This window comes from Nostoc sp. (assembly GCF_054880495.1).
The window spans coordinates 13,127-31,977 of sequence record NZ_JBTYKD010000011.1; the positions used below are offsets into that span (position 1 = coordinate 13,127).

General features: G+C 42.4%; 13 protein-coding genes and 1 tRNA gene. 7 read left to right on the forward strand and 7 right to left on the reverse strand.

The features are described 5' to 3' along the window. Positions 1-6: 6 nt before the first annotated feature. Positions 7-561, reverse strand: coding sequence for a hypothetical protein (locus ACYTXL_RS01000; RefSeq protein ID WP_461923109.1), 555 nt, complete (start codon positions 559-561; stop codon positions 7-9). Between the two features lie 740 nt (positions 562-1,301). Then, positions 1,302-1,934 (reverse strand): GNAT family N-acetyltransferase, encoded by a 633-nt coding sequence (locus tag ACYTXL_RS01005; protein ID WP_461923110.1) that lies wholly within the window; start codon positions 1,932-1,934, stop codon positions 1,302-1,304. Between the two features lie 965 nt (positions 1,935-2,899). Here ACYTXL_RS01005 and ACYTXL_RS01010 point away from each other — a divergent pair. From ACYTXL_RS01010 to ACYTXL_RS01020, 3 genes are all read left to right on the forward strand, one after another. Beyond that, positions 2,900-6,490: a response regulator gene (locus ACYTXL_RS01010; protein ID WP_461923111.1), complete on the forward strand. Its 3,591-nt coding sequence runs from the start codon at positions 2,900-2,902 to the stop codon at positions 6,488-6,490. Between the two features lie 68 nt (positions 6,491-6,558). After that, on the forward strand, positions 6,559-7,785 hold the full coding sequence (locus tag ACYTXL_RS01015; RefSeq protein ID WP_461923112.1) for a hypothetical protein: 1,227 nt from the start codon (positions 6,559-6,561) through the stop codon (positions 7,783-7,785). Positions 7,786-7,835: 50 nt separating this feature from the next. Next, positions 7,836-7,906 (forward strand) — tRNA-Gly (locus ACYTXL_RS01020). Positions 7,907-8,423: 517 nt separating this feature from the next. On the opposite strand, the gene pstB is transcribed toward ACYTXL_RS01020, so the two are convergent. The 4 genes from pstB to pstS all read right to left on the reverse strand — a co-directional run bounded on the left by pstB (position 8,424) and on the right by pstS (position 12,494). Further along, complete coding sequence (gene pstB, locus ACYTXL_RS01025) at positions 8,424-9,230, reverse strand: phosphate ABC transporter ATP-binding protein PstB (RefSeq protein ID WP_461923113.1); 807 nt, start codon at positions 9,228-9,230, stop codon at positions 8,424-8,426. A gap of 57 nt (positions 9,231-9,287) precedes the next feature. Continuing rightward, complete coding sequence (pstA, locus tag ACYTXL_RS01030) at positions 9,288-10,169, reverse strand: phosphate ABC transporter permease PstA (protein ID WP_461923114.1); 882 nt, start codon at positions 10,167-10,169, stop codon at positions 9,288-9,290. Between the two features lie 19 nt (positions 10,170-10,188). Beyond that, positions 10,189-11,139: a phosphate ABC transporter permease subunit PstC gene (gene pstC / locus ACYTXL_RS01035; protein ID WP_461923115.1), complete on the reverse strand. Its 951-nt coding sequence runs from the start codon at positions 11,137-11,139 to the stop codon at positions 10,189-10,191. A gap of 170 nt (positions 11,140-11,309) precedes the next feature. Next, entirely contained in the window at positions 11,310-12,494 is a 1,185-nt protein-coding gene (pstS, locus tag ACYTXL_RS01040) for a phosphate ABC transporter substrate-binding protein PstS (RefSeq protein ID WP_461923116.1), read from the reverse strand. Between the two features lie 1,109 nt (positions 12,495-13,603). Here pstS and ACYTXL_RS01045 point away from each other — a divergent pair. Next, positions 13,604-14,191 (forward strand): biotin transporter BioY, encoded by a 588-nt coding sequence (locus ACYTXL_RS01045; RefSeq protein WP_334907408.1) that lies wholly within the window; start codon positions 13,604-13,606, stop codon positions 14,189-14,191. Positions 14,192-14,305: 114 nt separating this feature from the next. Further along, a complete protein-coding gene (gene lspA / locus ACYTXL_RS01050) occupies positions 14,306-14,782 on the forward strand; it encodes a signal peptidase II (RefSeq protein WP_461923117.1) in 477 nt (158 codons plus the stop codon). Between the two features lie 208 nt (positions 14,783-14,990). Here lspA and ACYTXL_RS01055 read toward each other — a convergent pair whose 3' ends face one another. Next, positions 14,991-15,617, reverse strand: coding sequence for a hypothetical protein (locus ACYTXL_RS01055; protein WP_461923118.1), 627 nt, complete (start codon positions 15,615-15,617; stop codon positions 14,991-14,993). A 434-nt stretch (positions 15,618-16,051) separates the two neighbouring features. Between ACYTXL_RS01055 and ACYTXL_RS01060 the strand changes: the two genes are divergently transcribed. Next, positions 16,052-18,322: a transglycosylase domain-containing protein gene (locus ACYTXL_RS01060; RefSeq protein ID WP_461923119.1), complete on the forward strand. Its 2,271-nt coding sequence runs from the start codon at positions 16,052-16,054 to the stop codon at positions 18,320-18,322. Between the two features lie 82 nt (positions 18,323-18,404). Next, positions 18,405-18,839 carry a DUF1016 N-terminal domain-containing protein gene (locus ACYTXL_RS01065; RefSeq protein WP_461923120.1) on the forward strand — a complete coding sequence of 145 codons (435 nt, stop codon included), beginning with the start codon at positions 18,405-18,407 and terminating at the stop codon, positions 18,837-18,839. Positions 18,840-18,851: the final 12 nt, after the last annotated feature.

Genomic DNA, 18,851 nt, shown 5'->3' on the forward strand with positions numbered 1-18,851 from the left:
ATTCACTCAGTAATTAAATCGGCTGTCCACCTGACTGCCCAAACGGCGGACTATTCCCACTGTTTGTGGCAGCACACCTACTAAAAGAGCAAAAGCAACATCCGGCAGAAGAGCCACTATTTCTGGTGGAAAATATTGTTCAAATTGATCGAGAATTTTCTGAACTCGCTGCCCAGGCACTGGGTTTTCTGTAATTTGTTTGATTAATCGAATCCACTGTCGCCTAATCTTGTAAGCATTCTGGCGTTCTTGATTAGATTCGAGAGTTACTAAAGACAGATTACCTATGGGCAATGCCCTTTGGCAATCACAATCGTAATCCCCACCCACAGCAGCCCCAGGCCCAGCAAACTCTGCATGGTAGCGTTTAAAAAGTATTAATCCATTTCGTCTACGACTATTGACGATGAAAACTTCTCCACTGTGCAAACGTGTAAGGATATCCGAGCCTTGTGATTGCTCAGTTCCATCTTGCATGACAAGAGAGTCAAGGAAACTAGTTTCAGGGTAATAAGTTGATACCATAGAGCTTTGATAGCGTCGATGCTGTTCGCTATCCATGTTTTTTAAATTTTCAACGAATTTGCTAGTAGTATGCACTTCAAAACGGAACTAGGTGTTATGTCAAATTAGGTTTTTGAATTCTTTTATTATCAAGAGTCTTTTCGCCAATTTAACTAAGATAGTAATGAATAGGCATTGTTTACTAATTGAGTGATCATATTTTATGAAATATAATTAGATTTGTCTCCAAATTCGGAGATTGTTTTCTTAAAGTTTTTATAAAGATGAATATCTGAATTACAAAGTTATTATGAGGAGTTGCTGATTTCCTAAGGGTCATTATACAGCTATTTTCAGTATAGTTTATTTACTGATCTATATAAAATACTCTAAAGTATTATCCTTTAAATGAGAAATAATAAAAAAGACAAAATGTAACATTTAAGTGAAGTTTTCCGAAGTTATCTTTTATTAAGATAATCAGATTTTATTAATATGATCAATAGGAAGAGCCGGAAAAAGTCTAAATAAAATATTCTGAGAAGAATTATCCAAAGCTATATAGAGCAGAATTCAGGAGAAAAATTCACAATTCAGAACTAAAACACGCTTTATACCGGGTTTTGAGACGAATTCTTGTGTACTTCATAAACTTGAAATATGCTATATATCTAGCTATTTAGCTAATCTTAGCTTAGTTGTTAATTAGGTTAGTTTGTACTTTTATTATCGATATTGGTAATAGATTTTCTCCAAACTAATTACAACATCAAAATTTACCATTACCAAAATAAAATTCAGATAGTGGAATCAGCACTCAGATGCTTGTACAAGAACATTTGGCTAGAGCGTCCTAGTAAAAATGTATTCCAATTCAATTCGACTTTATGCACCCGATATCCCGCCTTGAAATAAAGTTGCCTTGCCTGATGGTTATTTTCCAAAACGTGGAGATATAAGTCTTGAAATCCCCACTCGCGGGAGACTTTTTCACAGCTACTCAGTAACCCTGAAGCCACACCATGTCTACGGTATTTTGGGTGAACCGCTAAATTAGATAAGTAAGGAAAACCCATACCAAGCTGGCTCCACGAATCACTGTAACGTACACCCAATTCCACACTTCCCACTAAATTATGAGCCGCACCAGTAGTAGCTTCAAAAGCGACTAAACAAATATGACGCGGCGGAGGTGATGTCATGCGATGCCTTAAGTCTTCGTAAATACCCAAACGTAGCAATGGAAAAGCCCATCCCCACATACCCTTTTGGGAGTGAAAGCTTTCAGCAATAATTTGGGCAACATCAAGCAAATCAGCAGGTATAGCTGTACGAATTTGAATTTCGCAGCAAGCTGGATCGATTGGCTGTTGCTGGTATGGATGAAAAAACCGATATTTCAAGGCTAGTTTAGTATTGATTTTATTCAACGAAAATTTTCTCAAATCTCCTCAAACACCATTTAAACTTATTGAAAACTTTATATCTGCCCAGGAGATTCAACTCACCTAAGATTGCTAATTCGCTTTTCCTTGTAGAGTATACAAAGTTTTACACTTTAGTTTGGGGCTTTATAGCTTCCATTTTTGAAAGAGTCTTAGAAGTTACAGCTTTATAAATCTACAATCTTTCCCTTGTTTTAGGTAGGGAGGATATCAGTCTGTTTACCACAAAAACATCTGTCAAGTCGTACAGTTTTAGGTGAATGGGTAGATAAATAGCATAACCTGTCCGTAGGTAGAACCGACAAAATTGTTAAGTAAGTACACTACCAATAAACTCTGGTTGCAGTACTGAACTTGTTTATGAAATTACCGCTACACTACTAGAACTTTGCTACTAGGCCATAGGAACACGTTGTACAGCTACTGGGGAAGAATCTGCAAGGCTCCTAATGCCTAACTTATTAAGCACTACCACTTGTCTTAATGATAGTTCTGATTGCTAAATTAGAAAGAGGTATTTGTCTAATAGTATACTTTGGCTTTAAATCCTTATTGTTTTAATTTTGCTGACTCTACCATGACTATCATAAATAAAATTTACCTGCAAGTGTTAGTAAAAGCGCTAGGGAGGGAAAACTTAGTATGCAGCTTCATTTGGATTTTTCAGCTAGCTATGAGCGCTGTATGTAATATCAGACATTGCTCACAGGAGGTGAAAAAAGATTTGGCAAGCAAGCATCGACTCTGTAACCCTAAAACTGACTATGAAAGCAATTACACTGCACCAAAGCAAATGGTAATGGGCATAAGCCATTGAGACGAATTACTGTGAGTAAACACTCCTACACTCAGCAGTCATGTAGCCAAACAGCCTTATTGGTCGAAATGCTCTGCTCTTACCTGATCAGATTATTCTTTATCCGACTGCCGTTGCAGCAGAAAGGCGGTGCATGAAATCCCCAGCAAACAGTAAGCCGAAAATTTTGGTTGTCGATGATGAACTAGACAACCTTGACTTGCTTTACCGCACTTTCTATCGGGACTATCAGGTGCTGAGGGCAGACTCTGGTCCTGCGGCACTCGATCTGCTGGCTCAAGAGGGAGAAGTCGCAGTGATTATCTCCGATCAGCGGATGCCGATGATGAGCGGGACAGAATTTTTGAGCCTGACAGCAACTCAATATCCAGATATTATCAGGATTATTTTAACTGGCTACACCGATGTCGAAGACCTGGTGGAAGCAATCAATGCTGGTAAGGTATTTAAATATGTCACGAAACCGTGGGAAGCTGAGGAACTCAAAGCAGTGGTACGCCAAGCTTTGGATACTCACAATGTCCTCAAAGCTCGCACCCGCGAACTAACCCGCACACTTCGACAAGAATCGCTGCTGAATACCGTCACAAATACGATTCGCAGTGCTTTAGACTATCGCCAAATTTTGCAGGCAATTGTAGATACAGTGGGTCATATGTTGGAGGTGGATGTCTGTCTGTTGCGTCCCTTCCAAGATGAGCAGTTGGCGGATAAAGGATTCATTTATCAGAAGGCTCTTTCTGAAGAAGCCGGGGAAGTTGCAGTAAGTCTTTCCCCTCTCTCTCCAAAGGGGGGTCTGAGTCCCACCATCCCGGGGTCTGTGTCTCTTTTGGCTGAGACGGTGTGGGAAACCCGCGAAGTCCAGGTGATTCACGATGTTACCGATGATCAGCACATTCACGGTGATACTCCCAAGCTGCGCCAACGTGAGGCAGCTTTTGCTGCTGCTAACATTTGTTCTAGTTTGGTTGTGCCATTGATCTGCCAACAAGAACTGATGGCAGTGCTAGCACTGCACCAGTGTTCTCTGCCTCGCTTCTGGGGGGAGGATGAGGTGCAGTTAGTGTTGATGGTGGCGGATCAAGCAGCTTTAGCTTTGTCCCAAGCTTATGCTTACGAACAAGTACGTGCCCTTGCCAAGCGAGAGAGCTTGATTAATACGATTACTAGCGCGATTCGCTCTAGCTTAGATCCTCAAGATATCTTTGCGGCAATTACGCAGCAATTGGGACAAGCTTTACAAGTCGATGGCTGTGTCTTGTCTTTGTGGACTGAGGAAGATGAGTTTGCCAAGTGTGTGGGCTTGTATGACAGTTTTCAACATCCAGAAAACTTGCATAGGCACAGCCCAACCCAGGCATCGCTAGCCCAGGACAAAAATTTAAGTAGTAATAAGAATTTATTAACTCAGAGAATACCCTATTCTCAAGCATCTATACAGGAGAATCCAATCCTTCAACAGATGCTACAGACACATGAACCAGTAATAATTGGTGATGTCAGCCATTCTGCCTCACAAGTACAGGTTTTTGATTTGCCTTTAAAAATGCCAGGGCGATCGCTAATGGTTGTGCCATTATTAGCTGATCGTAAATGTATCGGTAATATTACTTTGTATGAAGGTAACAAAGTCCGCCGATGGCTGTCATCTGATATCGATTTGGCGAAAGCAGTAGCAGCTCAAGCCGCGATCGCTGTGCAACAGTCACACTTATATCAAAAAACTCGCCAACAAGCTGAACGCTTACTAGAATTAGATAAACAAAAAACCGAATTTTTCCAAAATATCTCCCATGAGTTTCGCACACCGATCACTTTGATTCAAGGGCCTTTAGAGTCGGCGGTGGCGGCTGGTGAGGGATTATCTTACTCCCAAAGTGCGATCGCCTTGCGTAACTCTCGCCGCCTGCTGCGACTGGTAAATCAACTCCTAGATTTACAACGCCTAGATGCGGGGAGAATGCAGCCTAGTTTCCATCCCTGCGATTTAGTCGAATTTGTCAGCCAAATTGTTGAATCTTTTCGCCCCTACTGTGAGAAAAAAGGACTGCATCTGACTACCCAGTTAGATGAATGTTCTACGGTGTACTTAGATATGGAAAAATTTGACAAGGTGGTTTACAACCTGCTGTCAAATGCGATGAAGTTTACTCCCGAAGATGGCACAATCAGCGTCAGACTAAAATCTGAAGGCGATCGTTGCATATTGCAAGTACAAGATACTGGAATTGGCATTGTTAAAGAACAAATTCCCTACCTATTTGAGCGCTTCCGCCAAGCTGAAGGTTCAGCAAACCGCTCCTATGAAGGCAGTGGTTTGGGTTTAGCTTTAGTTAAAGAATTGGTAGAATTACATGGTGGTGAAGTCAGTGTGGAATCAGTTTACGGCGAAGGCACTACCTTTAGTTTATGGCTTGTGACTGGAAATGCTCATTTACGGACACAGCAAGTACTAGAAACGCCTACCGAACTGAATATGAGCCGCGCTAGCGTAGAATTGGCTGATTTAGAATTGGTAGAATCAGCAATAGACAATATTGAAGATATTACAAGAAACTTCTCCCTCAGTATTGAGACTCAAGACTCAGCCCTCAGCAAAAACTCTGAGGATAAACTTGCAACTATCAGAGGTTCAAAGACTCAGCACTCAATTTTAGTTGTAGACGACAACCCGGATCTGCGAAACTACGTATCCGAGATTTTTCGCCGCAATGGTTATCATGTACGGACAGCTCGTAACGGTTCTGAAGGGTATGCGATCGCTAAGGAAATTATACCCAACTTGATTGTGACTGACTTAATGATGCCCTTGGTGAGTGGACTTGAGATGATTCAGATGCTCCGCAAAGAGGAGAAACTCAAAGGAACACCAATCATTTTGCTGACAGCGAAAGTAGATGAGGAAACCCGCATCGAAGGTACAGAACTTGGGGCGGATGCTTATCTAGCAAAACCATTCAATGATCGGGAACTTTTGGCGGAAGTTCGGAATCTTTTAGGATTGAAGGAAAATGAACGGCGAATCGTGGAGTTAAATACTTATCTAACAGAATCGGTGCTAAAGCGCTTTTTGCCGACTGCATTGGTGCAAAAAGCCGCAACCGGAGATTTAACGTTAGATTTGCGCCCCGAACCACGCTTAATTACAGTTTTGTTTAGTGATATCGTGGGTTTTACACAGCTAGCAAATACTCTCAGATCGCGCCGGGTAGCAGAGTTGCTAAATGAATATTTAGCAGCGATGACCAAGGTTGTATTTAGCAATGGCGGCACTGTAGATAAATTTATGGGAGATGCTATCTTAGCTTTGTACGGAGCGCCGGAAGAATTAACCCCTAATGAACAGGTGCGTCGTGCCATCAATACAGCAAGAGCAATGCACGGCTCACTGGCTAAGTTGAACCAGCGCTGGCAAGACCAAGGTGTATTCGATGGCCACAAACTTACTAGCGTACAGTTCCGGTGCGGTATCCACCAAGGTACTGCTGTTGTGGGGATGTTCGGTAGCGCTGAACGTGCCGATTATACTGCTATTGGCCCAAGTGTGAATATTGCTGCAAGGTTGCAAGCTGCTGCTGTTCCCGGTACAATCTTGGTTTCTGCTGCCGTGGCAGATTATTTGCAGGAAGAAGAAATTACTAAAGGTAGTTCGCTAGAACTTAAAGGAGTAGATGAAACAGTTTTAACCTTTGCTGTTACATCAGAGATAATGCTTAATCGCTAAAATTAAGACTGGTATTTTCAAGCATTAGCAATGAGTAAGAGTGCCTAATCATATCCAGTTTCGATAATATGACACCATCGGTTGCAGACAAAACGCCAATTCCAGCCAAGATCAGCAGAGGACACACTGATCCACCAGGTTTGTGGATTTCTGTCGTTATAGCTTCAGTCTCTCTGCACTTGCTGGTGTTCTGGCTGATGCGCTCATCTAATGCATTTAGTCTGTGGTTTCCCCAGCAAAGTCAATCTGCTGTCCCCATTGAATTGATAGACATTACTCCTAAAACAAAATTAATAACCAAATCAAAATCAGCAGCGCAAACAGTTTCGCCAAAGCGACTATCTTCAACTCAAAAGTCTGTACCAGCACGTTCACTACAAACAGCACGAATTATACCCAGAAATCAAGATTTTGGCGCAATAAATTCTGCGGATAATCTCCAGCAAAAGAGCCGAATTTACGCCTCTAAAGCTAATAGCAAACCTTTTAGGCAACAAAGAGTTTCTACGTCAAAACCTACAGCCACAGCGAAGCCGATAGCCACAGCGAAACCTATAGCCACGCCGAAACCTAGAGTCACACGGAAATCTACAGCCACACCGAAACCTATAGTTCCAGTCGGTAATTTACCTTGGAACCGCCGTCAAGAAATCAAACTGGGAAAGGGAATGCCACTACCAATAGGTATTCCATCAAATTCACCAGTTTCGGAAGCTGAAAACAGAGAAACTCCACCAACTCGAACTAGAGAAACTCCACCAACTCGAACTAGGGAAACTCCACCAACTCCCACCAGAGAAACTCCATCAACTCGAACTAGGGAAACTCCATCAACTCGAACTAGGGAAACTCCACCAACTCGAACTAGAGAAACTCCACCAACTCAAACTATAGGAGCATCGGTAGCAATAGTAACCTCTTTGCTTAGAGATGAAATGAGTAACTTGATACAATCAAGACGATACCGTTCTGATGGTTTACCAGAGGTGATCGCTAAATACCAGGGAAGCAACACAAAACAATTAGACTCAAGTTTTCTTGGCCACGATTCTGGACTTGAGCCAGCAAAGCTCTTGGCTAGCTTAATAATTGATAACAATGGCAACTTTCAACAGGCTAAAGTTCTAGAAATAGAACCAGCAAGACTGCAAATTGAAAAAACCAGATATGAGCAAGTCCTCAACGAAGTTTTCAAAACAGAAAACTTTATTGCTGGTTACAACAACGATGGCAGTAAACCAGCTTTGAGCAATCTGTATGTCAGGATCAAAATCCAACCTGCCAATTCCAAATAAATGCTTGAATTTTCATAAAGACTGTGCTACATTTATAGAATTGGAAATGCGCGGGCGTAGTTTAGTGGTAAAACTATAGCCTTCCAAGCTATTAATGCGGGTTCGATTCCCGCCGCCCGCTTAGAACGAGAAACCCGGAAATGCACTAGTGCAAGAAGTAAGTCTGGGGTTGGGAAAATAACCACTTAATTTTTAACTGGTTGAATCATGAATGCCTACGAATAAATAGCAAGGAAAGCCAACACTAGTACTAAGCTATATTATCGAGTGATTTTTTTGCCCGTTCAGGAAATGCAACTCTGATGTTAAATAGCTTAATTATTACTTTTCTTGACCAAGAAACAGCCATAATTGATCAAGAGATGCCCTTCGGCGCAGGCTCAGGGTAAGACCTGCGGTGGGCTACGCCTATGCTAACCTTAGGAATAAGAATTAAATAACATCCAATTTATGTCCCTGGCTTACCTCACCCTGAATCCCTCTCCGATATATTGGAGAGGGAAGCTAGAGACAGGATGAAGTTTTGTATTTTATTTAATCCACGTTCCTTAGCAAAAAAATAAAAAAACTAGAGGAATATCGCACAGCTTTAATTTTAGAGTATCCCTCATTGCTCTAACATCAACAATGTCAAATATTTATCCAAATTTGCCACTAACGTAATCTCGCGTCTCTTCCTGCTTAGGATTGTTAAAAATTACTTCTGTTAAGTCGTACTCTACCATGTAGCCGTTACGACCTCCTGTGTCTGAAGTCCGAACATTAAAAAAGGCTGTCTTGTCAGAAACCCGCGCTGCTTGCTGCATATTATGGGTGACAATGACGATAGTATATTGCTCTTTAAGTTCGTGAATCAGTTCTTCAACCCGTAAGGTGGAAATGGGGTCAAGAGCAGAGCAAGGTTCATCCATCAGTATAATTTCAGGTTCGACTGCGATCGCTCGAGCAATACATAAGCGTTGTTGTTGTCCACCAGATAAAGACGAGCCACTTTGCCGTAGTTTATCTTTGACTTCATCCCACAAAGCCGCTTTTCTGAGACTGCTTTCTACTAATTCATCGAAATTACCTTTGTAACCGTTGATTTTGGCTCCAAAAGTAATATTGTCATAAATTGATTTGGGAAATGGGTTTGGTCTTTGAAACACCATCCCAATTCTCCGACGCACTTCTACAGGGTCAATGTCGGATGCATACAAGTTTTTATCGTAAAAAAATATCTTACCTTCTGCCCGAAATGACTCAATCAGGTCATTGAGGCGGTTATAGCATCGTAACAACGTACTTTTACCACAACCAGAAGGACCAATAAAGGCTGTCACCTGATTTTTCGGTATATCTAGCCAAATATTCTGTAAGGCTAAAAACTTGCCGTAGTAAATGTTGAGATTTTCGGTACGTAAAACGGTTTCAGTGTCATTCACTGTGCTAACGTTACTAGCCATAAATTAAGTCTTGTGTTGGTTTGGGCGATGGGTATCTGGACTGTGGAAGGTTGTTTACTAAGCTTTTTGACGAGTTGCCCAGCGAGCGATGATACTTGTGATTAGAACCATAAATACCAAAATCAAAGATGCTGCCCAAGCTAGTGATTGCCAATTTTTAAACGGAGAAATGGCATATTTGTAAACCAAAACGGCAAGGGAAGCGGTTGGTTGGAATAAGCTATCAGGCCAAAAGTTGGAAAACAGAGCAGTAAATAGTAAAGGTGCGGTTTCTCCAGATGCTCTGGCGATCGCTAGCGTTGCGCCAGTTACAATTGCTGGTAAAGCTGCTGGTAAGACTACTTGACTCACTGTTTGAAAGTTAGTTGCTCCTAACCCTGCCGATGCTTGTCGCAAATCTTGCGATACTAACTGCAAGGCTTCATCGGTAGTTCGGAGAATAATTGGCAACATTAAAATTGCCAGTGCAAACCCTCCACCGAGAGCTGAATATGATCCTAAGTTCAACTTTACCAGTGTTAAAACTACAATGCCATAGGCAAATACCCCAGCAATAATTGAGGGGACTCCACTAAGGACGTTAGCCGCAAAACGTACCCCTCTGGCTACATTAGCCGAACTAAATTCTGTGATGTAAATCGCTCCCAAAACTCCAAAGGGGATGCTAATCAAGGCAGCAATTCCTACCATTAGGAGTGTCCCTAAAATTGCATTACCAAAGCCTCCTCCCTTTTGTAGAGCTTTGGGTGGCAGTTCCACAAACACAGCCAGATTCAGACTGCTAAAGCCTTTAATAATCACGTAAGAGAGTACTGCTAGCAAAGGTAAAAGTGCCAATACTCCACAGGTAAATGCGATTACGGTCATCACTGTATTAAACAGTGTTCTACCAGACGTGGGAGAGCGAGTTAAACTGCGCTCTGGAAAACTAGAAGTCATAATTTAACCCAAAACTAAGCTATATTCGCTTGACTCTCAGAACGATCAACTCTGCCATAATATTGACTACTAGCGTCAAGAAAAATAGAACTAAAGCCGCGTACATTAAAGCCGCAACTTGCAAACCACTAGCTTCTGAAAATTGATTTGCCAGTAGAGAAGAAATCGTATTGGCTGGTGCTAAAAGAGAGAGACTGATGTTGTTGGAGTTGCCAATTAACATCGTTACAGCCATTGTTTCTCCCATTGCCCGGCCCAGTCCCAGCATCACAGCACTAACTATGCCCGAAAAGGCTGCTGGGATGAGAACTTGCAAAATTGTTTCCCACCGCGTTGCTCCTAGTCCTAGAGAGGCTTGGCGCAAACTGGAGGGTATAGAAATCAAGGCATCGCGGGATAAGGCTGTGATGATTGGCAAAGTCATAATCGCTAAGATGACTCCCGCCGGCAACATTCCTGGTCCTGTAGGAGAAGTGCTAAAAAATGGCACCCAACCAAAGTAACTATTTAGCCATTTTCCCAAGTTGGTTAAGATTGGCACTAAAACGAAAATACCCCACACGCCGTAGACAACGCTGGGAATAGCTGCCAGCAGTTCTACTGCGAAAACCAGTACCAACTTCACTTTAGCGGGCAAAAAATCCTCGCTCAGTATAACAGCAGTACCAACCCCAATTGGTACTGCTATCAGCAGACCAATAAAAGAACTCAAAAGAGTTCCATAAATTTGAGGTAGCACCCCGTAGCTATCATTAACTGGGTTCCAAGTGGTGTTAGCTAAAAAGCCAGCACCAAACTTTTGGATGGCAGGCCAAGCACCAATTGCAACCTGCGACCCGATCCATAATAAAGTGGCAGCAACCCCAAAGGCAAAAATTTTAGTCAGCCAAATAAAACCCCGATCTAGGGACTTTTCTATGTCAGAGCGATTTTTCATCGCTGATGACAGATTTTGAGAATTTGTAGTCATGAATACCGACTTTAACAATTAAATCAGAGAACAATGTGTGAGGCAAGCAGATTAATAGAATTGTCGTTTCATCATTTATTTAAAGTGATACATCGGTAACTATTTGTTTTGAGTTACTAATGTCCATAAAACGACCAGATCATCAATTATTGATTAGGGGTGTTTGATGCTTACTTGCTAGCGCTAGTACCACTGCCAACAGAGATTTTATAATCTGGACTGATTTGGTCAGCAGCAGCAGCTACCTTGGTAATGACGTTTTGAGGTAGAGGAACATACCCCAGTGTCGTAGCCTGCTTCTGACCCTCAGTTAAAGCGTATTCGATAGTGGCTTCAATTGCCTTAGCTTTTGCCGGATTGGGATATTTCTTATAAGCCAAAATCCAGGTGTAAGTGACGATAGGATAGGAATCAGCCCCTTCGGGATCGGAAATGAAGACGCGGAGATCAGGTGGTAGAGCTACTGATTCCAGAGTTTTAGAGGCTGACTGCTCACTAGCTACAACAAACTTACCGCTTTTGTTTTCCAAAGCAGCAAACTTGAGACTATTTTGTTTGGCATAGCCGTACTCGACATAACCAATAGAACCTTGAGTTTGTTGGATTTGGGCAGTAACACCCTCGTTACCCTTAGCACCGACTCCCGTAGGCCAGTTGACAGTTTTGCCTTCACCAACTTTAGTTTTCCACTCAGGGCTAATAGCGCTGAGGTGTTTTGTAAACACACCCGTGGTTCCGCTACCATCCGAACGATAGACAACTGCGATCTTATCTTTAGGAAGTTTTGCACCTGGGTTAGCCTTGGCAATTTGGGGATCATCCCAAGACGTGATTTTGCCTAGTAGAATATTGGCGTAAACTGCCCGTGGAAGCTTGAGTTCTGGAACATCTGGCAAGTTGTAAGCCAGCACAATACTACCAGCAGTCACAGGCAGTAAAATAACGCCCTTATCTGCTGGCACTTTCTTAATTTCTTCATCCTTCATTGCAACATCGCTGGCACCAAAATCTACAGTACCTTTGATAAATTGCTCAACTCCAGCACCACTACCAACTGATGCATAGTCAACTTGCAGATTTGAATATTTTTTGTTTAAATCCGTGAACCAGGTGTCATACAGTGGTGCCGGAAAAGACGCACCAGCTCCGGTTAACTTTACGGTTCCGCTGCCAAGGTCTAATTTGGTGGAGCTAGAGGTAGTAGTCTCTGTAGCCGTGCCAGAAGGAGTCTCCTTGGTGGCTGTATTATCTGGGGTTTGCTGTCCACCACAAGCTGCTAGGCTGATTGTCAGTGCTAACACTGAAATTGAACCTGTGAGGCGATGAGTTGTTAGTACGCTAAGACGTGAGAGCATCGCGATCAATTTTTTATGAAATTTCCAGGTGAGCGTTTCTAAGATACTTCTAAAAGACCACAATTAAGATTAACAATAGGTTAACAAAGTAAAAAATACTTATTTTTTTTTGATGAAGTCTAAACCCTTATTTCTAATTTGGCTTGATAAATTTTATACTTTCACTTTAGTTTAAGTTAGGAATAGTACCAGATTTAAGATACTTACACGTATTTACAAAACTTTATTCTTTGCGTGTTTTTATTGGTCAAGTTATCAAAAAACTATGTCAATAGATGATAAAGTGTGGTAAGCTAATCTAGTTTTGATTTGCATAACCAGGGCGGGTTAAGATGCCCAGCCCACAAGAGTTTTACTTCCAGGTAATATGCAACTTTTATGTCCAAATATAGGACTAGTATTTGATTTTTGAAAGTCACGTAGTGGACTGTCTAGGCTAAAATAGTGCATTAGACGTAGGTTGAGTGGAGCGGAGCGTAACCCAACTGATTATCAGGATGTTGGGTTACGCAAAAGCTACACCCAACCTACAATTTTTTTGCAACATTTTACGCAAGAGGGTCCATTACAAGACTACCGATATTTTTTCAGAAATCAAATATGTATGATTCCTATAAGTTAAAACAAAAGGCTTATAAATTTGGGAGCTTATGGAAAACTGTTTCTGCTTACCAGCCGAAGCAGACCTGAAGTAAATAACTAAACAATCTCATTTAGGCTGTGAAATTATTGTTATACAAAGTAGGGCAAGAGAAACAGTCAGTTGCTTATATGTGCAGAATATGTGGAGCGATCGCCTAAAAAAACTGGATTAAGGAAATATTTTAAGCACTTTGTACTCAATTTAGGCAATGCTCTGAAAAATTAGTACAAATATTAAGCTCAATGGCATTGATTTTACCATATTTTAGATCAAAATACCAGAATTAGAACAGATCTCAGACAATAGACACCTAAGCCGCAATTCGCAGAATTGAAAAATTATATACCAAAAAGGCAAAAGAAAATATGCTAGTTCTTAAGATGTCAGCACAAACTTCATTTCAATATTAATGAATATACTGGTTGCTGTTGGTTTTCCCTTTTGCCTTTCCCTGGTTGCCTGATAAATGTTTGCTGCTTCCAATCAATTACTATGGTCAATGATTGGCTTACTCCTGACAATGGGTGGTACCTTCCTAGAAGCTTATGGCATCACCTTACCTTGGAGTTGGAGTAAGCACGGAATTCAGACTTTTTCTTTAGGTGTCTATTGTCAAATTGGCGCAGTGCTGTTGGTGGGTTGTTTAGGGGGCAAAAATGCCGGTGCGCTCTCGCAAATTGCCTATTTAGTCATGGGGTTAACCTTATTACCTGTATTTGCCGATGGCGGCGGTATTGGTTATATGAAGCTGTCTCAGTTTGGCTATCTACTAGGCTTTATTCCTGGAGCTTGGATTTGTGGCTTGTTTGCCTTTAAAGCTAGACCTCGACTAGAAACTCTCGCTTTTAGTTGCATCTGTGGCTTGTTAACTCTCCACCTATGCGGTATTACTTATTTGATTATTAGCTATATTTTTCAGTGGAAAGGCACAGAAAATCTATCCTTGATGCAAGCAATCCTCAGATACTCTTGGTTTGCGCTACCAGGTCAACTAACTCTGGTGTGTGCCGTTAGTGTAATAGCATATATATTGCGTCACTTAATGTTTTATTAGTTGATTGTCATTTGTGAAAAGCTCATGACCAATACTTCGACTTCGCTCAGTACAAGTGACCAATACTTCGACTTCGCTCAGTACAAGTGACCAATGACCAATGACTAATTCGCCATGCGTTTAAAAAATAGCCTTTTCTGGATCGCTGCCTTCATAGCTTTTTTCTTAGACCAAATAACAAAATACTGGGTGGTGCAAACCTTTAACTTAGGGCAGACACTACCACTTTTACCTGGGATATTTCACTTTACCTATGTCACTAACACTGGTGCCGCTTTTAGTCTGTTAAGTGGGAAAGTAGAATGGTTGCGCTGGCTATCTTTAGGAGTGAGTTTAGTGTTGATAGCGTTGGCGTTGTTTAGTCCAACATTAAATTTTTGGGATCAGTTGGGCTATGGCTTAATTTTAGGTGGGGCTATGGGCAACGGTATTGATCGCTTTGTTTTAGGCTACGTCGTTGATTTTATTGATTTTCGCCTGATTAACTTTGCTGTATTTAATGTGGCAGATTCATTTATTAGTATCGGTATTGTTTGCCTATTAATTGCTTCCTTGCAAAAAACACCGACTTCAACTGGTGGGTTCCATTAAATTATTAAGCCTGGGATGATTAATCCCAGGCTATTGATATACTGAAACCCTTGTTTAGTCCTATATGCGAAGACTTGATCTCTAGGTTCCAAAGATTTTGATTTGTGATCTTACACCAGTTTGCATAATTGGTACAAGAGGTCAAGATGCGCTGGCGATCGCTTCGCTGATGGCAAATTAGTATTCAGATTATGCCTCAGCTTTTAATTTAATTACCTGTGCCAGGAGTTTTTGGCGAACTAGAGCCTGGAGTGCTGGGAGAGGTACTTGGTTCGATACTGCTGCCAGGAGTGCCAGGAGTGCCAGGTTGTTCAGGTGGGGTTGAGCTACCTGGTTGGGTAGTGCTGCCAGGAGGAGTGCCTTCAGGTGGGTTAACGCTTCCTGATCCTGGAGTTAAGTTGTTAGGAGTGCCAGGTTCAGGTGGGGTTGGGCTACCTGGTTCGGTAGTGCTGCCAGGAGTAGCAGGTTCAGGTGGGGTAACGCTTCCTGGTGCTGGAGTTAAGTTGCCAGGAGCGCCAGGTTCAGGTGGGGTAACGCTTCCTCGTGGTGTGGTGCTATCTGGAGTGGTGGTGCTATTGGGCGTACTTCCTGCTGGTACACTGGTACTAGGAGCGCTAGGGGTGGATGCTGTGCCACCGGGACAGCGCGAGTTGAGCGGAAAATAATCGCAGAGAATTTTCATCCCTTCTGGCGACAGTTTGATTTGTGCTGGTGAACTAGTGGCGTCGCTAGTGGATTGGGCTATAGGGGATTTACTGGATTGGCCTACAGCAATGTTAGCGGTGAGCGCCAAAGATAGAGCTGTACCAATCATGGTCAGAGATTTTCCCATCATTCTAAAATTAACCTCAACGGAACACTCGCCCCATTAAAACAAACTATCAGATTTAGAAAATCTTCCTAAATGAAGATATTTAGGGTTGTTGTAAAATATGTGGATATGTAAAATTGGTAAAAATTAAATCTGTTGTTTCTTGATAACTAGTGTTTAAAAATACAAGAGCAAAAGTTATGGTTGTAGTTATTGAACTAGTAATAGTAGCTAAAATAAGCCTTTGAAAATGGATAAAAAATTTCTGCCTCTGTAAAGAAGTGACAAAAATTACAAATTATCTTTAAATATGATCTAATTATAAGTATAAATTGGATAAAAAAAGTTCCGTATAGTCAATTTATGCTTTGGCTTATGAGTAAAATGATGAAAGACTAACATCTAAATTGATTGTAATTCGCCCGATTCTTCACTAAAAACTGTGATGTGAATAGCCGATGAGTTCTCCCCAACCGCCTCACAAGCCACAAACGTTACTAGGTCAACTGACTCAAGCAGTACATACGATTCAAGCTAGGGTCGATTTTTCTAAATTGGCGCTCAAGCCTAATGCCAAGGTACCGGAACTTTGGGTGCAGGATGCGGGGGCGGATAAAGCAGAAGTATATCCACTGTTGGGCGATCGCTATATTCTAGGTCGTAGCTCTAAATCCAGCGATATCGTCATCCGTAATCCTGTTGTCAGCCAAATTCACCTGTCGCTATCGCGGAATTCTACTCAGCGCACACCAGTTTTCGTCATCAAAGATGAAAACTCCACCAATGGCATTTATCGTGGCAAGCGTCGTGTTAGTTCCCTGGAACTGCGTCACGGTGATATTCTCACCCTGGGACCTCCAGAACTCGCTGCTTCTGTGCGGTTGCAATACGTCTATCCACCAGTCTGGTACGTCAAAGCTGCAAGTTTGACAGCTTATGGTATTGGCGGTGTCAGTGCCCTGTTAGCATTAGTAATTGGTGTCGAATGGCTGAAATTTACAGTTAAACCTCTACCTACAGCTACACGCGCCCCAGTAGTTGTTTACGCCCGTGATGGAGCCACCCCACTGAGAGAGCCTCGAACTACCTCTCATGTAGACATGAAACGTTTAGAGGAATTTGGCCCATATTTGCCTGCTGCGGTGGTGGCTTCAGAGGATAGTCGTTATTACTGGCACTTTGGGGTTGACCCTTTGGGGATTTTACGAGCCGTGTTGATCAATAGCCGCAGCGGAGATGTGCAACAAGGAGCAAGCACTGTTACCCAGCAAGTTGCCCGCAGTTTGTTCCGCGAATATGTAGGCAGACAGGATACCCTTGGACGCAAATTGCGGGAGGCAATTGTCGCCCTGAAACTCGAAACCTTTTACAGCAAAGATGATATTTTGCTGATGTACTTAAATCGGGTTTTTTTGGGGGGAGATACCTCTGGTTTTGAGGATGCATCCCGATATTACTTTGAGAAGTCAGCTAAAGAATTAACTTTGGCAGAAGCAGCAACGTTGGTGGGAATTCTACCAGCCCCCAACGGCTTCGATTTTTGTGGGGATAGTCATAATAAGCTAGAAGCTGCTGAATACCGCAATCGCGTGATTAAGCGGTTACTAGAGATGGGCAAAATTAAACCAGAGGATGCGAACCGAGCTAGACGCTCCACTGTTCAAGTTAGTCCTAAAGTCTGCGAACAGCAAGCTAAAACGATCGCTCCTTATTTTTACAGTTACGTCTTCTCTGAGTTGGAATCAATCTTGGGGCAGGGAGCCGCAAGAGAAGGAAACTATATCATTGAAACCCAGCTTGATCCAGCGTACCAGAGTCAGGCAGAAGCAGCGTTGCGGAATTCAGTCAATAACGGTGGCGCAAATTTTAATTATTCTCAAGGGGCGGTGGTAACTCTTGACTCCAGTACTGGCAGCATCTTGGCAATGGTGGGCGGCACTGATTACAAAAGAAGTCAATTCAATCGTGCTGTCCAAGCCAAAAGACAACCAGGTTCCACCTTTAAAATCTTTACTTACACCGCCGCTATTCAACAGGGAATTTCACCATCTAATAGTTATTCCTGCGCTCCTTTAAGTTGGCAAGGCTTTACTTATAAACCCTGCCGTGCTGGTGCTGACACTAGCTTTGATATTGCTACTGGGCTGGCACTTTCAGAAAATCCCATCGCCCTGCGAGTTGCCAAAGAAATTGGGCTAGATAAAGTGGTGGCAATGGCGCAGCGTTTGGGGATAAAATCACCCCTCGATCCAGTTCCGGGCTTGGTGCTGGGTCAAAGTGTGGTGAATGTTTTAGAAATGACTGGTGCTTTTGGCGCTATTGGCAATCACGGTGTGTCAAATCCTCCCCATGCGATTAAGCGAATTTTAGACAGTAGTGATTGCCGCGATCGCAATGATATCAAAACCTGTCGTGTAATCTACTCCTTCGACCAAAATCCCGATGCCAACAAACGAGTGCTGCCAAATGGTGTCGCCGATGAGATGACTAATTTGATGCGTGGCGTAATCAGCAGAGGTACTGGTCGTAGTGCTGCCATTGGACTGGGCGAAGCTGGGAAAACTGGCACGACTGATAAAAACGTTGACTTGTGGTTTATCGGTTTTATCCCTAGTCGGCGGCTTGTAACTGGTGTTTGGCTGGGAAACGACAATAATTCCCCGACATCTGGCAGCAGCGCTCAAGCAGCTCAGTTATGGGGCAATTATATGCGGCGGATTACAAGGTAAATTGGGCATTGGGGATGGTAACTATTGATCAATAACTGTTTGGAGATTTCAGACGCAGTTGGCTCTCGTTGGGGTTTGAGTTATGAGTGATTTAGCGGTTAATGATGGTTCATATCAGCAGTTGTTAGATCGCATTGGTGAGTGTTTGGCGTTGGGGCGACAACAGGCTTTTGAGCAGGTTAATTCAGTTTTAGTAGAAACTTACTGGCAGATTGGGCGTTATATTGTCGAGTTTGAGCAAGCGGGCAAGGAACGGGCAGAATATGGCAGTAAGTTGTTACAGGTGCTTTCACGAGATTTGAAAGCGGCGTATGGTAAGGGGTTTAGCCGTTCTAATTTGCAGTATATGCGTCTGTTTTATTTGAACTATGAGAATTGCCAAACACTGTCTGGCAAATTGAGTTGGTCGCACTATACGGAGCTTTTAGCTATTTCCAGTAAACCAAAAAGTTTTCCCAAAAGCTCTAACCACGATGGATGTGGCAGATATCACCAACAAATGAGTACAGAGAAGTAAGTATTATGCAAT

Bases quoted from the DNA above. Each gene is read 5' to 3' on its own strand.
- ACYTXL_RS01000 (WP_461923109.1), bottom strand. From the start codon at position 561: ATGGATAGCGAACAGCATCGACGCTATCAAAGCTCTATGGTATCAACT.
- ACYTXL_RS01010 (WP_461923111.1), top strand. From the start codon at position 2,900: ATGAAATCCCCAGCAAACAGTAAGCCGAAAATTTTGGTTGTCGATGAT.
- ACYTXL_RS01015 (WP_461923112.1), top strand. From the start codon at position 6,559: ATGACACCATCGGTTGCAGACAAAACGCCAATTCCAGCCAAGATCAGC.
- pstB (WP_461923113.1), bottom strand. From the start codon at position 9,230: ATGGCTAGTAACGTTAGCACAGTGAATGACACTGAAACCGTTTTACGT.
- pstA (WP_461923114.1), bottom strand. From the start codon at position 10,169: ATGACTTCTAGTTTTCCAGAGCGCAGTTTAACTCGCTCTCCCACGTCT.
- pstC (WP_461923115.1), bottom strand. From the start codon at position 11,139: ATGACTACAAATTCTCAAAATCTGTCATCAGCGATGAAAAATCGCTCT.
- pstS (WP_461923116.1), bottom strand. From the start codon at position 12,494: ATGCTCTCACGTCTTAGCGTACTAACAACTCATCGCCTCACAGGTTCA.
- ACYTXL_RS01045 (WP_334907408.1), top strand. From the start codon at position 13,604: ATGTTTGCTGCTTCCAATCAATTACTATGGTCAATGATTGGCTTACTC.
- lspA (WP_461923117.1), top strand. From the start codon at position 14,306: ATGCGTTTAAAAAATAGCCTTTTCTGGATCGCTGCCTTCATAGCTTTT.
- ACYTXL_RS01055 (WP_461923118.1), bottom strand. From the start codon at position 15,617: ATGATGGGAAAATCTCTGACCATGATTGGTACAGCTCTATCTTTGGCG.
- ACYTXL_RS01060 (WP_461923119.1), top strand. From the start codon at position 16,052: ATGAGTTCTCCCCAACCGCCTCACAAGCCACAAACGTTACTAGGTCAA.
- ACYTXL_RS01065 (WP_461923120.1), top strand. From the start codon at position 18,405: ATGAGTGATTTAGCGGTTAATGATGGTTCATATCAGCAGTTGTTAGAT.